This window comes from Chryseobacterium sp. MYb328 (genome assembly GCF_037572595.1).
GTDB classification, from domain to species: domain Bacteria; phylum Bacteroidota; class Bacteroidia; order Flavobacteriales; family Weeksellaceae; genus Chryseobacterium; species Chryseobacterium pennae.
The window spans coordinates 49,294-62,893 of sequence record NZ_JBBGZQ010000024.1; the positions used below are offsets into that span (position 1 = coordinate 49,294).

Genomic DNA, 13,600 nt, shown 5'->3' on the forward strand with positions numbered 1-13,600 from the left:
ATCAAAGATATTTTTTGTAATTTTGCGGCATTAAAAAAATATACATTTATGTCTAACATTACATTCACTATGATTAAGCCAGATGCAGTAGCTGACGGACATATCGGTGCAATATTGGGTAAGATTGCTGAAGGTGGTTTTAAAATCAAAGCTTTAAAATTAACTCAGCTTACAGTTGCTGATGCAAAAAAATTCTATGAAGTACATGCTGAAAGACCATTTTATGGTGAATTGGTAGAGTTCATGAGTTCTGGTCCTATCGTAGCTGCAGTTTTAGAAAAAGACAATGCAGTTGAAGATTTCAGAACATTGATCGGTTCTACTAATCCTGCAGAAGCAGCAGAAGGTACAATCAGAAAAATGTTTGCTAGAAGCATCGGAGAAAATGCAGTTCACGGTTCAGATTCTGACGAGAATGCATTAATCGAAGCTCAGTTCCATTTTTCAGGAAGAGAGATTTTCTAAGAAAATTACTTTACAAAATAAAAGGTCCGGAGAATTTTTTCTCCGGATTTTGTTTTTATGAACTCCTGTTTCAAAATTGATTAAAGGTTGTTTTCGATAGCTCCTACACTTTCTCTGTACAGTTCAATAGGTTTATTAAGTAAAACGGCGATCACAGTCATCTGTTGATCCAGTCTTTCTTTTGGGATATCAATGTAAATAATTCCCGGACGGTCACTCCAGTAAAGTTTATTGTAAATAGTATGGGTAAGCATACTGCCGTCACCTACGATTCTTATCCTGGAAATATCATTTTTTATTCCTTTTAGAGCAATAGGGCCGGTAGGGATTCCTTCCACAAAAAGATAAAGAGTCTGTTTGTCTTTTGATAAAGCACTCATTCCAGGAAAATGCCCCTCCGGAAGTCCTTTGCCTGTTTCAAATAAGGCCTCTGCATGTTTGCTTATCCATTGTACGGTCTCTGGGTTTGCCTTAGATGTTTTTTTAATTTTCATGTCAAGGCCATCATTAGTCAGTCCATCAAGTGTTACTAGATTATTATCGTAGTTCAGAGCATTGGTGATATCGTAAACTGCTTCCTGAGTGTTTTTCATTTCCAGTATTTCGGAAAGCGGACGTTCTTCCTTCTTAAAATCTTTAATAAATAAAGGTGGATGGTCAAAAGTAACTTCTGCTACGGTAACATCTTTGTCAAACTTTACATTGGAGAAGTTCAAGGTGAGTATTTTTTCAGCATTATAATCTGTTTTAACAACAGCCGATGGATCTCCAACGATTTTTACTGAAATTGGCTTTGTTGCCAATCCATAGATCTTTGTAAAATTTTTGGCTTCATCAAGATAAAGAAATAAAGATTTTTTAGAGACTGACAAAGCCGACTTCCCTTTGTAATTGTCGAAAGGAATCCCTTGAGTCGTTTCGTAGATGGCATGCTGATGTTTGGATGTCCAGCGCCCAAGGTTTTTAAGAATTTCAATCTGTTCTTCGGGAATGGTACCGTCTGACTTCGGACCGATATCAAGTAAAAGATTTCCACCCATACTGATTACATCTGTGAAAGTTCTTACAATCATATTAGGGGTCTTGTAATTTTTGTCATAAGGCTGATAGCCCCAGGAATCATTCATGGTATAGCAAAGCTCCCAATATGGGTTTTTTGGTGGAACTACAGGAATGCCCTGTTCAGGAGTATCATAATCCCCATGATTGTTGAGTCGGGAGTTGATGATAATATTAGGATTGTATTTCTTGAGTAAATCTAGAGTCTGAGAAGCTTTCCACTCCTCAGAAGTGTGTTCCCAGTCTCCATCAAACCAAAGAAGATCTGGAGAATATTGAGTGGAAAGTTCATTGAGCTGACTTTGATAATAACTGATGAAATTATGCCAGCGTGTTGGCTCATCTTTTATTTCATAACGTTTTTTTGTCCTTGTATTGATATCATAATATGGATGGCTCCAATCCGGTAAAGAGAAATAAAGCCCTGTTTTTAAGCCCGATGTTTTCAGAGCAGAAACAAAAGGGCTTAAAATGTCCTTTTTTGCCAGAGAGTTTTGAGGAATACTTGTCGCTTTTTCGGCCTTTGAGTTCCACAAGGAAACTCCATCGTGATGTTTTGTGGTAATGACAGCATATTTTGCTCCAGATTCCTTAATAAGATTTACCCATTGTTCTGGTTGATATTTTGAAGCTGAAAAACCATTCAGCTGTTTCATATAGTTTTCGTGATTAATGTAATTGTTGAAGAATGACCAGGATTCAGAGATCCCGTTAACGGAATAGATTCCCCAATGAATAAAAATACCCAGTTTTGCATTTTTAAACCACTCCATTTTTTTGCTGTTGTCCACTGTTTGGGCTTGTGCATCAATACTATTCGCAGATAATATTAATCCAAGGAAAACAGCTTTAATAAGACTGATTTGCATATTTATATTATTTAACATTAAATATAAATAAAGAAAACCTTACAGTGTAAAATAGTTTTTTAATATTTGATAATAATTGTTGTTAAAACGTTTCTTATTATTGTATTTTTAAAAATGGAACGTTTATTGTAAATTTTTTAAAAAAGAGATTATGAAAATTCCAACATTATTAATGGCGAGTTTATTGGCAGCAGGAGTTTCTGCACAAACTACAAAACCTGTTTCAAAAACTAAAAAGCCAGTGAAGAAAGTTAGAAAAGTAGCACCGGCTTCTGAAAGTCCGGAAAAACCTAATCCGACTACTCCTAAAGCCATTGTTAAAAAAGATACCATTAAACTTAACGGGTTTTCTTGCCCGGCTTGTGGAATGGGATAGGTTATGGGAAAACCTCTGTTAGGGCTGTCTATGATGGCAGAAGCAGAATTTCTGTCTGCTGTTTTGCCTTTATTACAAAGCAATTCTATTGAAGTGCTTGAATGGTCATTTGATACATTCTACAATACGGAAGAACCGGATTGGTTGAGTGATCTGCTTAATTTTTACTCAGAAAATAATCGTCTGATTGGTCATGGAGTGTATTACTCTCTATTTGATGCCCGATGGACCGAAAGGCAAGATCTTTGGCTGCAAAAACTAAAAGAAGAGTTTCGTAAAAGAAAATACAACCATATTACGGAACATTTCGGTTTCATGAATACCGAAAACTTTCATCAGGGAGTACCGCTGCCTGTCTCTTTGCATTCAAAAACACTAGCGATAGGTAAAGACAGGCTTTACAGATTACAGGATGCTGTACAGGTTCCGGTAGGAATAGAAAACCTTGCATTCTCATTCTCATTGGATGATGTATTGGAGCAGGGTGTATTTCTTGACAAGCTGACAGATGATACTGATGGATTCCTGATTCTTGATCTTCACAATATCTATTGTCAGTCCTGTAATTTTGAAGTACAGATGCAGGATATTATTAAACTATACCCACTCGATAAGGTTAAAGAGATTCATCTTTCAGGAGGAAGCTGGCAGGAAAGTGCCTATGGAAAAAAGCCGGTACGGAGAGATACCCATGATGATGTAATTCCTGAAGATATTCTGTCTGTATTGCCTTCAGTCTTATCTCAATGCAGAAATCTGGAATATATAATTATTGAAAGGCTCGGTCATACAATTAATACGGAAGAAAAAAAGAAAAGTTTTCTGGATGATTTTACAAAGGTCAAAATGCTGATTGATTCATCAGATTGGCAGACCCAAAATAAGGAGAACCGAAACAGGAAAGAAATACAATTCCCGGAACATCCTTTGGAAGATAGGATTCTACACGAAGAGCAGACGTTACTCACAAAATTACTGTTTGATAATGTTGAACCTGAATCTGTTAATCATCATACATTTCAATATTTCAAAACAGAAAAATGGGACCTGGAAATGATTATTACGGCCCGGAATATCATTAAAAAATGGAATCCCTATTAATCCCCCTGATAAGAAGCTAATAATCACAAACCAAATTATATGAAAATGACCATAGTATTGTTAATTATCACAGCTGTGCTTATGGCTCTCATTGCCGGACTTTTCTACGCCTACTCCTGTTCTGTAGTTCTGGGACTGGGAAAATTGTCTGATGTGGAATATCTGAAGTCTATGCAGAGCATCAACCGTGAAATTCTTAATCCGGTATTTTTCCTGAGCTTTATGGGAACGACTATTCTTCTTCCTGTGTCTACTTTTTTTCTGCGTGGGGAACAACCTGTTTTTATTTTTCTTTTATTGGCTACATTGGCTTATCTGATAGGTGTTTTCGGGGTTACGGTAGTTGGGAATGTTCCCATGAATGATCAGCTTGATCAATTTGATATTTCAGGTTCTACAGTTGAAGCTATTAAACAAATGCGCGAAAACTTTGAAAACAGATGGGATTTTCTGAATAATGTAAGAACCGTTTTTTCAATAGTTAGTATAACGTTAGTGGTTTGTGCCTGTATCTGGCATAGAGAATTGTAGATAAGCCTTTATAATAAGGGAAACCACTCAAGTGTAAATTCCGTATTTCTACGGATTGACAGAAATGAATTTTATACTGATCTTTGTGTTGTTAGTAAGAAGGAATTTAAACATTAAAAGAATTTTGAAAAAAAATTAATAACCAGGACGACTCAATTTCAAACTGAAAAAGGCAGCTCCATTGGAACTGCCTTTTGTCTATGTAAAACTTATATCTTTTATTAGATTTTCAAAAGTTCAATGGTTCTCTCCGGACTCTCAGCAGAGAATACTGCATTTCCGGCAACCAAAACATCAGCTCCTGCTTCAAAAAGCTTAGAAGCGTTATCAAGATTTACTCCACCATCTACCTGAATAAGTGCTGTAGAGTTGTTGCTCAGGATAAGATCTTTAGTTTCAGCAATCTTTTTGTAGGTGTTCTCAATGAATTTCTGTCCTCCAAATCCTGGATTTACACTCATTAATAATACAAGATCCACATCAGCAATAATGTCTTCAAGCATTAAAACGGGAGTGGAGGGGTTCAAAACAACACCTGCTTTAGCTCCTTTGCTCTGAATATGATGAATGGTTCTGTGAAGGTGAGTACATGCTTCATAATGTACAGATACAAGGTCAGCACCATGGTTGATAAATTCATCAACATATTTTTCAGGTTCCACGATCATCAGGTGAACATCCACGAATTTTTTAGCATGCTGCTGAACAGTTTTCATCACCGGAAAACCAAATGAAATGTTAGGAACAAATCTACCGTCCATAACGTCAATATGGAACCAGTCGGCCTGAGAGTTGTTCAGCATTTCAATATCTCTTTGCAGATTCCCAAAGTCTGCAGATAAAAGGGATGGAGCAATAAGCTTCGTTTTCATTTTTACTTTTTATACTTTTACTTAGATTTCAGATATTAGACATCAGATATCAGATTTAGAGTACTGTTGTTATAGTCTAGTGTCTGATATCTGTTATCTAATGTCTTTAATGATACTTCAGTTTCATTTCTGGTTTAATCTTCAAGACAGTTTCGTAAATTAATTTAATAACGTTACCTACATCTTCTTTAGATACCATTTCAACTGTTGTATGCATATAGCGCAAAGGTAAGGAAATTAAAGCACTTGGTACCCCACCATTGGAATGAGCAAAAGCATCAGTATCTGTTCCTGTTGCTCTGCTTGCTGCAGCTCTCTGATAAGGAATTTTTTTTGCTTTTGCAGTGTCAATAATTAACTCTCTGATGATATGGTGAACACTTGGAGCGAAGAATACTACAGGACCTGCACCGCATTTCTGATCTCCTTCTTTCTTTTTTTCAATCATTGGAGTCGTTGTGTCGTGCGTAACATCGGTTACAATAGCAATATTAGGTTTAATGGTGTCTGCAATCATATCTGCTCCATATAAACCTACTTCTTCCTGTACGGAATTGGTGATATAAAGACCGAATGGGATCGTTTTTTTATTTTCTTTTAAAAGTCTTGCCACTTCAGCAATCATGAAACCTCCGATTCTGTTGTCAAGAGCTCTGCAGACAAAATACCTGTCATTCATTTCGAAGAACTCATCGGGGTAGGTAACCATGCATCCTACAAAAATTCCCATGTCTTCCACTTCTTTTTTAGAAGTAGCTCCACAGTCGATGAAGATATTTTCAATTTTTGGAGTTGGTTCATTCTGGTTTGTTCTCGTATGGATAGCCGGCCATCCAAAAACACCCTTTACAATCCCGTTTTCTCCATGAATGTGTACTACTTTTGATGGAGCGATCGTCTGATCTGAGCCTCCGTTTCTGATTACATAAATCAGTCCGTCATCTGTGATATAATTAACATACCACGAGATTTCATCCGCATGAGCTTCAACCACTACTTTAAATTCAGCCTCAGGATTAATGATTCCATAGCATGTTCCGTAATGATCCACTTCAATCTTGTCTACATAAGGTCTGATGTAGTCCATCCAAACCTCTTGTCCCTTGTGTTCGTAACCTGTTGGAGATGAAGTGTTTAAATATTTCTCTAAAAATTTTAAAGATTTCTTTTCAAATTTCATAAAAAGGAATGATTTTTGCGTTTAATTTTTGTTCTTATAAGTGTAAAAATAATGAATTTTAGTAAGATTGTCTGTCTTTTTATGTTCTTTTTTGGAGTCAGTGTTTTTGGACAGAACGATACTGTGGTGGCAAAACCACTGAATCAATACCCCGCTGAATCTTTGAAAGTAGATGAATTTGGCAATAAATATTATTACGACGAGCAGCAGAAAGTCAAGATCTATGAAGTGAACGGAGAGCCTGTGGTAGTAATGGATGAATTGGTTTTGGTTAATAAGCCGAGGTTTAATAATCAGTTGGATAAGAATTACTACTATTTCTTAAATAAGAAGTTATACAGGGTATATCCGCTATTTGTAACCGCTTTGCAGCAGTACAGAGACATTCAGGTAGACATGAATGACATGGATAATAAAGCCAAGAGAAAGTTTGTAAGAGAAAGACAAAATATGCTTGCCGATCAATATGAAAAACAGTTGAGAGATCTTACCACTACCGAAGGGCAGGTTTTTGCAAAGTTGATGAATAGAGCAACCGGTAAAAATGTATACGAAATCATTAAAGAGATGCGAGGCGGGTTTAGTGCCTTTTGGTGGAACCTGAAAGGGAAAATGGCTGATATTGATTTAAAAGAGCGATATGATCCCCATAAAAACAGAACAGACGAATTTGTAGAGTCATTACTGCAGTCTAACTGGAATTCAGGATATCTGAAACCTTATCCAGGCGCAACTGATTTTAAAGTAAAAAAATAATAATATAAAAAATTCCTGTAAGTGAGCTTACAGGAATTTTTCTTTTAATTTATCAAATACGATTTTATCAATAGGAAGGGGGAAAGGATTATCAGGCCTGTCAATATCCATCCATTCCGTTTTTTCAATGCAAGGATCCATAATAAGGAATTCGTTCTCGTCCACAATGTTTACAATATAATATATGGTAAGAAGCTGTTCGTTTTCTTTGAAACGGGAAACAAGAAAGTTTTCCTGAGTATAGAAATGTTCTACAATATCTACTTTCACATTCAGTTCTTCATCAAATTCACGATGGAGACATTCTAATGTTCCTTCACCATATTCCAATCCGCCACCCGGAAATTTCACTAAAGGTTCGCCGGCATATTCTTCAAATAAAGTGAGTACTTTCTTATCTTTTACTGCACAGCCATACACTCTAATGTTGATCTTGTCTATCATATATATAATGTATAATATTTTGTATAGCTAAGGTAAGGAATTTTTATGAGGCAAATATTGATGAAAGGATGAAAATGTAATTTCACTAGTATGCATTTTTACTTGATTAAAGCTTGATTGCATTAATCATTTCCCTTTTTCCTGGAGGTCCTTGTTTCTTCTCGACCTGAAAGTTCAGCTCCTGAAGGATTCGCCTCACACTTCCTTTAGAAGAGTAGGTTGTTAATAATCCGTTAATGGCCATTTTGTCAGCTACTAACTCGAAAAGTGGTTTTTCCCAAAGATCCGGCTGTACTCTTGCTCCGAAACAGTCGAAATAAACAAGGTTGATTTCAGGCAGATTAATGTTCTTCAAATCAAAAAAGTCACATTCTATCTTTTTAAGGTTGAATCCACTAATGATTTCTACTGACTTTTCCCAATCTGCCAGATGAATTTTCTGATAAATATTTTTAAACTCAGGGTTATCAAAAAGTTCAAAGTAGGCTAAATCATTAACTTCAGATTCATTTATGGGATATTTTTCGAGCGAAAAATAATTAATGACATGATTTTTGTCAGTTTTTAAATATTCATTAATTGTCACTAAAACATTCAAACCTGTTCCAAAACCTAGTTCTAAAATATTAATTTCGCAATTATTTATTAAGTTTAATCCATTTTTAATAAACACATGTTCTGCTTCCTGAAGAGCACCATGATGAGAATGATAATTTTCATTTAAATCATTGATAAACAGTGTTTTACTTCCGTCGTTTGTTGTCTTAATTTCTCTTTTCAAGCTAATTTTTTGTCAAATTTACTCTAAAATTTTTATATTTAGAAAATTATGTTAAATTTGTAGAACATCGTAAAAATTTTAAAAAATGATAATTCAAAAAACTGAAAACTCCAGAATTTCTACATTTGACCCTAACAATTTTTCATTTGGTGGTACCTTTATAGATCATATGATTATATGTGAGTATGAAAATGGAAAATGGGGTGATGTGAAACTAGTTCCTTACGGTCCAATACCATTTACACCTGCCATGATGGGGGTAAACTATGGACAAGCTTGTTTTGAAGGTATGAAAGCCTATAAAGACAAAGATGGGCAGGTTTTCCTTTTCAGGCCTGAAAAGAATTTTGAACGTATCAACAAGTCAGCGAAGCGTCTTGCTATGCCTGAGGTGACTGAGGAAATGTTTTTAGACGGATTAAAAGCATTAGTAGATATCGACAGAGACTGGATCCCTCAGGGAGAAGGTATGTCTTTATATATCAGACCATTGATTTTCGCAACAGAGGAAGCTTTAAAAGCAAGAGTTTCTGAAAAATATATGTTTGCTATCGTAGCAACACCAGCAAAGAGCTATTATTCAGAACCGGTTTCTGTAAAAATTTCTGATCACTATTCAAGAGCAGCAAATGGTGGAGTAGGTTCTGCTAAAGCAGCGGGGAACTATGCCGCTTCTTTCTATCCAACTCAATTAGCTATTGAAGAAGGTTATGAGCAAATCATCTGGACTGATGATGCAACGCATGAGTATTTCGAAGAAAGTGGTACTATGAATGTATTTGTTAGAATCAACGATACAATCTATACACCACCTACATCTGAGAAAATCCTTGACGGAGTTACAAGAGACAGCTTCCTTCAATTAGCTAAGAAAAGAGGAATCGAAGTTAAAGTTGAGCCAATCCCAGTAAAAACCGTCATTGAAGCTTTGAAAAACGGAGAACTTAAAGAAGTATGGGGAGTAGGTACAGCAGTGGTAACCACTCAATTCCAGGCTTTAGGATATGAGGGTGAAAAATTAGCACTTCCAAGATTATCAGATGAAGAAAGCTATGCAGCGATCCTTAAGAAAGATTTAGTAGACCTTCAAAATAATCTTGCTGAAGATCCATTCGGATGGAGAGTGGTTGTAGACCATGCTCTTGAAACAGTTTAAAAGTATTTAAATACATTATAATAAGCCGGGAATCACCCGGCTTTTTTTATTATCCTATAGATTTAAATTCACACAAATTAAGAAACTGGAGTATATGTAGGTAGATTTTAACCACAGATGACGAAGATTTGCACAGATGTTTGTATGTAATCACTGTTCATAAATTGAGTGAGATCTGGCCCAACCAAAAAAATCTTTCATTTTTTAAACTTAAGTGCTCTTGCCAACGTTATACTTTTAACTTATAAGACTTAAGTATCTAAAAACTTTTGTATCTTTTGTAATTGGATTTTAATCATAAATAGCAATGGAGGTTTTTATATAATTTACATTAATGGTTTAAAGCTTTTGTAATTGATTCACAAAATGTGTATTTTCGCAAAAGTTTATGAAAAAAATACTCTTCATATCAGCCATAAGCCTGTTGAGCTGTAATAGAAATGTACAGACGGCACATCCTCCAGTAGGAGGTGTTTTGAGCCAGAAAGATCTGGATGTTTCTAAGAACAGAATGAAAAATCTGAATACCATTGAAAGGGGTCAGATTCAGGATTGGATTAGTGGACAAACGATAAAATTTTATCCTACACAGCTTAATTATTGGGTAACGGTTGATGGTTTTGATTATAGAGAAAGGAGAGCAGATAATACTCTGATTTCCTATTCTTATGAACTGTATGATTTTGATGAGACCAAAATTTATGATCAGCCTTTTGAAAGAAGAGATGCCAAATTCGGGCATTTTGATGAACTGAAAGCAGTGGAAAATGCTTTGCGTTTTATACATGATGGAGAGGAAGTGACGCTTTTGGTGCCGTCTTCTTTGGCTTATGGAACTTTTGGAGACGAAAAGAAAATAGACAACGATATACCATTAATCATAAAATTAAAAGCTTTATAATACATGAAATTGTTTAACAAGAATATAATTCTGGCAGCGGCAAGTGTTTCGCTGATGAGTTGTACCCCAATTTATAAAAAAATGAACGTAGACAAAGAAACTTACGAAGGTCTTAATGACGGGCTTTATGCCAATCTTCAAACTACAAAAGGTAACCTGATTGTGAAGTTTGAGGACAAGAAAGCTCCAGTAACTGTAGCCAACTTTATCGGTCTTGCAGAAGGGAAAATCGACAACAAAGCTAAGGCTAAGGGAGTTCCTTATTATGACGGAACTATTTTCCACAGAGTAATCAAAGATTTCATGATCCAGGGAGGTGATCCTCAGGGAACAGGGATGGGAGATCCTGGATATAAATTTGAAGATGAAAGAAACGATCTTAAACATACAGGAAAAGGTATTCTTTCTATGGCGAACTCAGGGCCAAATACAAACGGTTCTCAGTTTTTCATCACTGAAGTAGCTACTCCTTGGTTAGACGGAAGACACACGATCTTCGGAAAAGTGGTAAAAGGTAATGATGTAATTGACACTATTGCTAATGTTGAAAAAGGAGCTCAGGATAAACCTAAAACAGATATCGTTTTAGAAAAAGTTTCTATCTTCGGTAAAGGTGACGAGTATAAAAACTACGATGCAGCTAAAACTTTCAACGAGGGAAAGGCTAAAATCGCAGAAAATAACAAAGCTTTCATTGCTAAAGAAGAAGCGGAAAAAAAGAAAAAAGAAGAAGAGTTCAAAGCAAACCAGGAAAAATTAGTTGAAAACCTAAAAGCCGGAATGCAAAAAACTGAATCAGGTCTTTACTATAAAATCACTAAAACGGCTGATGGTAAAGCACCAAAGGTAGGTGATAACGTTTCTGTACACTATGCAGGAAAATTAGTAGACGGAACTGAATTCGATTCTTCATTTAAGAGAAACGAACCTATTGATATTCCAATCGGAATGGGGAGAGTAATCAAAGGATGGGATGAAGGAATCCTATTATTGAAAGAAGGTGAAACTGCTACTTTATTGATCCCGCCAGCAATGGCTTATGGAGAAAGAGGAGCAGGAGGAGTTATTCCGCCAAACTCTTGGTTAGTTTTCGATGTTGAGCTTGTAAAAGTAAAATAATTGAATCTTTAAAGATATGAGAGCCGTCCCGAAAAGGGCGGCTTTTTTGTTTATATTAATGAGATGGTTTTGTCTGTACTCTGAAAATGACTACTTTAGTAAAAACTGTTTCATGAAAAAAATCTTCTATACTCTTTTTATATTTTCCAATCTTAGTCTTATTGCCCAAGGGAAGAAATTCTTTGAGAATGGTGATGTTCAGCTAAAGTCGACAGTTGAAAAAATCAATTTAAAATATTCCACAGATTTACCTTTTGTAAAAGTAAGCATTAATGGAAAAATATATAATTTTCTTTTAGATACCGGAGCTCCAACTGTTATTTCTACGGCAGTTTATACAGATCTGGGTCTTGAGAAGAAATATAAAGCAGTGTGAAAGATTCGCAAAAAAATAAGCAGGATCAGATATTTACGGTATTACCTGAAATGATTGTAGACCAGTTGGTTTTTAAAAATATTGGAGTCATGGTAATGGATCTTACGGCAACTGAATTCGAATGCTTTAAAGTGGATGGAATTCTTGGTTCTAATCAGATGGCTAAACTTTTCTGGAGGATAAACTATGATGAAAATTCATTGGAAGCAACTCGGGATCTTTCAAGATTTGATCTTACAGGTTATGATATTATAATTCCTTTTGATGTAAAAGATCAGAAAACACCTATTATAAAAGCCAGTATTCTTGATCAGAAAATAAATTTCACATTTGATACTGGATCTTCAGGAAATATAAAAATTACCAATAATAATTACAATTCCAAAAAAGTAACAGAGAAAATAGATGTTTACGGAAACAGTTCTGTAGGGGCTTTTGGGGCCGGAAATCCTGTGTCCGGATATATTTTTAAGGCTTCTAATATCGCTGTGGGAAATAAAACGTTTAACAAGGCAATGGTAGCAACAGGAAGTTCAAACTTAATAGGAAATGATTTTTTGAAAAACTTTGTATTTGTTCTGGATTGGGAAGGCCGTAAGATTTATATGAAGCAAATTAAGGAAACTTCTTACAAATTGGAATCCTTTGGTTTTGGGTATCGTTTTATAGACTCTAAACCTACTGTTGCCTATGTATTTCAGGAAGAAAATTTCCCTTTAATGGTAGGAGATTCTATCATTAGTATTAATAATATAAACCTTGATAATCTTGACAAAGAAGGCGTTTGTCATTATTTTCTGAACAGGGTAGAAAAGGATGTTACTGCTATTGATATGAAAATAAAGAGAGGCGGAGTTGTAATGAGTGTGAACCTTAAAAAGAAAATGTATTTAAAGGCTGATTTCTAGATCTGTATGAAATGAAATACTGTGGAAATACGGGTTTTCTATGAAAGTAAATTATTCCTATCTTTATCCCTCACCAATGAATAAAAATAAAAAATATGTTTGATCTTAATTACGATTTAATAAAACAGGAAATAGAGGCTGAAGTTTGTAAAGAACATAACTTACATCCGGAATTTGTAAAAACAGATGAAGGATTTGGAATCAAGGCATGCTGCCAGCCCTTTCATGCAGAATTAGTAGCAAAATCTGAAAAAATGGTTGAAGAGGAAACGACTCAGTTCCTTGAGAAGATGATGAAAGATATCTTTAAAGAATAACTTATAAAACTGTATAAAAAAACCGCCCCAGAAGGGCGGTTTTTCAGTAAAAGAGTGAAATAAAAGTTATATGTTTCTACCGGATCTTTTATTCATTCCTGTCCCCGCAAGGGAACTGATGAATACAAGACCAAAGCCGATATAAGCGGCAAAGGCGGTCAGATATACTATTAAGCTGTTTAAACTTGGTTTTGAACTGTATACCAGTACAGAAAAGGCAGCAAAACTTAAAACCAATAACAGGCTCCAGATATGCATTTTTGCAGCGTCTTCATTTCTCTTAAAAATCATTTCAAAAAAGGCTCTCATCATTACTAACATTTTAAGGGTTATACTTTAATTAATTGAGAATAAATCAGGTATAAATCATCACGGTAAAAAGAAAGGCA

17 protein-coding genes are annotated in these 13,600 nt (G+C 35.3%); 11 read left to right on the forward strand and 6 right to left on the reverse strand.

Annotated features, from left to right (window positions below; translation table 11 throughout):
- The first annotated feature begins 48 nt into the window (after window positions 1-48).
- Window positions 49-465 (forward strand): nucleoside-diphosphate kinase, encoded by a 417-nt coding sequence (locus WH267_RS20095; RefSeq protein WP_034722935.1) that lies wholly within the window; start codon window positions 49-51, stop codon window positions 463-465.
- Window positions 466-545: 80 nt separating this feature from the next.
- On the opposite strand, the gene WH267_RS20100 is transcribed toward WH267_RS20095, so the two are convergent.
- Window positions 546-2,393, reverse strand: a complete 1,848-nt coding sequence (locus WH267_RS20100) for an alpha-L-fucosidase (RefSeq protein WP_340010564.1) — start codon at window positions 2,391-2,393, stop codon at window positions 546-548.
- Between the two features lie 151 nt (window positions 2,394-2,544).
- Here WH267_RS20100 and chrA point away from each other — a divergent pair, with 151 nt between their 5' ends.
- The 3 genes from chrA to chrI are packed head-to-tail and all read left to right on the forward strand — an operon-like array spanning window position 2,545 to window position 4,401.
- A complete protein-coding gene (gene chrA, locus WH267_RS20105) occupies window positions 2,545-2,769 on the forward strand; it encodes an MNIO class RiPP chryseobasin precursor ChrA (RefSeq protein WP_123947269.1) in 225 nt (74 codons plus the stop codon).
- Window positions 2,770-2,772: 3 nt separating this feature from the next.
- Complete coding sequence (chrH, locus tag WH267_RS20110) at window positions 2,773-3,870, forward strand: MNIO family chryseobactin maturase (protein ID WP_340010567.1); 1,098 nt, start codon at window positions 2,773-2,775, stop codon at window positions 3,868-3,870.
- Window positions 3,871-3,909: 39 nt separating this feature from the next.
- Window positions 3,910-4,401, forward strand: coding sequence for a chryseobasin maturation helper ChrI (gene chrI, locus WH267_RS20115; protein WP_340010569.1), 492 nt, complete (start codon window positions 3,910-3,912; stop codon window positions 4,399-4,401).
- 221 nt (window positions 4,402-4,622) lie between these two features.
- On the opposite strand, the gene rpe is transcribed toward chrI, so the two are convergent.
- Both rpe and chrP read right to left on the reverse strand, forming a co-directional pair.
- Window positions 4,623-5,273, reverse strand: a complete 651-nt coding sequence (gene rpe / locus WH267_RS20120) for a ribulose-phosphate 3-epimerase (RefSeq protein WP_123319416.1) — start codon at window positions 5,271-5,273, stop codon at window positions 4,623-4,625.
- Window positions 5,274-5,379: 106 nt separating this feature from the next.
- The gene (chrP, locus tag WH267_RS20125; protein ID WP_340010571.1) at window positions 5,380-6,453 is read right to left on the reverse strand and encodes a chryseobasin maturation metalloprotease ChrP; all 1,074 of its coding nucleotides are present in this window, start codon (window positions 6,451-6,453) and stop codon (window positions 5,380-5,382) included.
- Window positions 6,454-6,504: 51 nt separating this feature from the next.
- Between chrP and WH267_RS20130 the strand changes: the two genes are divergently transcribed.
- A complete protein-coding gene (locus WH267_RS20130) occupies window positions 6,505-7,209 on the forward strand; it encodes a DUF4294 domain-containing protein (RefSeq protein ID WP_115968992.1) in 705 nt (234 codons plus the stop codon).
- Between the two features lie 27 nt (window positions 7,210-7,236).
- On the opposite strand, the gene WH267_RS20135 is transcribed toward WH267_RS20130, so the two are convergent.
- Together WH267_RS20135 and mnmD are read right to left on the reverse strand one after the other, a co-directional pair.
- The gene (locus WH267_RS20135; protein ID WP_340010572.1) at window positions 7,237-7,653 is read right to left on the reverse strand and encodes an NUDIX domain-containing protein; all 417 of its coding nucleotides are present in this window, start codon (window positions 7,651-7,653) and stop codon (window positions 7,237-7,239) included.
- 106 nt (window positions 7,654-7,759) lie between these two features.
- Window positions 7,760-8,434 carry a tRNA (5-methylaminomethyl-2-thiouridine)(34)-methyltransferase MnmD gene (gene mnmD, locus WH267_RS20140; RefSeq protein ID WP_115968988.1) on the reverse strand — a complete coding sequence of 225 codons (675 nt, stop codon included), beginning with the start codon at window positions 8,432-8,434 and terminating at the stop codon, window positions 7,760-7,762.
- 85 nt (window positions 8,435-8,519) lie between these two features.
- Between mnmD and WH267_RS20145 the strand changes: the two genes are divergently transcribed.
- From WH267_RS20145 to WH267_RS20170, 6 genes are all read left to right on the forward strand, one after another.
- Complete coding sequence (locus tag WH267_RS20145; RefSeq protein ID WP_115968986.1) at window positions 8,520-9,590, forward strand: branched-chain amino acid aminotransferase; 1,071 nt, start codon at window positions 8,520-8,522, stop codon at window positions 9,588-9,590.
- A 388-nt stretch (window positions 9,591-9,978) separates the two neighbouring features.
- Window positions 9,979-10,491 (forward strand): FKBP-type peptidyl-prolyl cis-trans isomerase, encoded by a 513-nt coding sequence (locus WH267_RS20150; RefSeq protein ID WP_123319412.1) that lies wholly within the window; start codon window positions 9,979-9,981, stop codon window positions 10,489-10,491.
- 81 nt (window positions 10,492-10,572) lie between these two features.
- Window positions 10,573-11,610 carry a peptidylprolyl isomerase gene (locus WH267_RS20155; protein ID WP_228438523.1) on the forward strand — a complete coding sequence of 346 codons (1,038 nt, stop codon included), beginning with the start codon at window positions 10,573-10,575 and terminating at the stop codon, window positions 11,608-11,610.
- Between the two features lie 112 nt (window positions 11,611-11,722).
- Window positions 11,723-11,986, forward strand: coding sequence for a retropepsin-like aspartic protease (locus WH267_RS20160; protein ID WP_340010573.1), 264 nt, complete (start codon window positions 11,723-11,725; stop codon window positions 11,984-11,986).
- On the forward strand, window positions 11,983-12,894 hold the full coding sequence (locus tag WH267_RS20165) for a hypothetical protein (RefSeq protein ID WP_340010574.1): 912 nt from the start codon (window positions 11,983-11,985) through the stop codon (window positions 12,892-12,894). The genes WH267_RS20160 and WH267_RS20165 overlap by 4 nt, the downstream gene beginning before the upstream one ends.
- Window positions 12,895-12,989: 95 nt before the next feature.
- Complete coding sequence (locus WH267_RS20170; protein ID WP_340010576.1) at window positions 12,990-13,211, forward strand: hypothetical protein; 222 nt, start codon at window positions 12,990-12,992, stop codon at window positions 13,209-13,211.
- A 66-nt stretch (window positions 13,212-13,277) separates the two neighbouring features.
- On the opposite strand, the gene WH267_RS20175 is transcribed toward WH267_RS20170, so the two are convergent.
- Window positions 13,278-13,523 (reverse strand): hypothetical protein, encoded by a 246-nt coding sequence (locus WH267_RS20175; protein WP_123947268.1) that lies wholly within the window; start codon window positions 13,521-13,523, stop codon window positions 13,278-13,280.
- Between the last annotated feature and the right edge of the window lie 77 nt (window positions 13,524-13,600).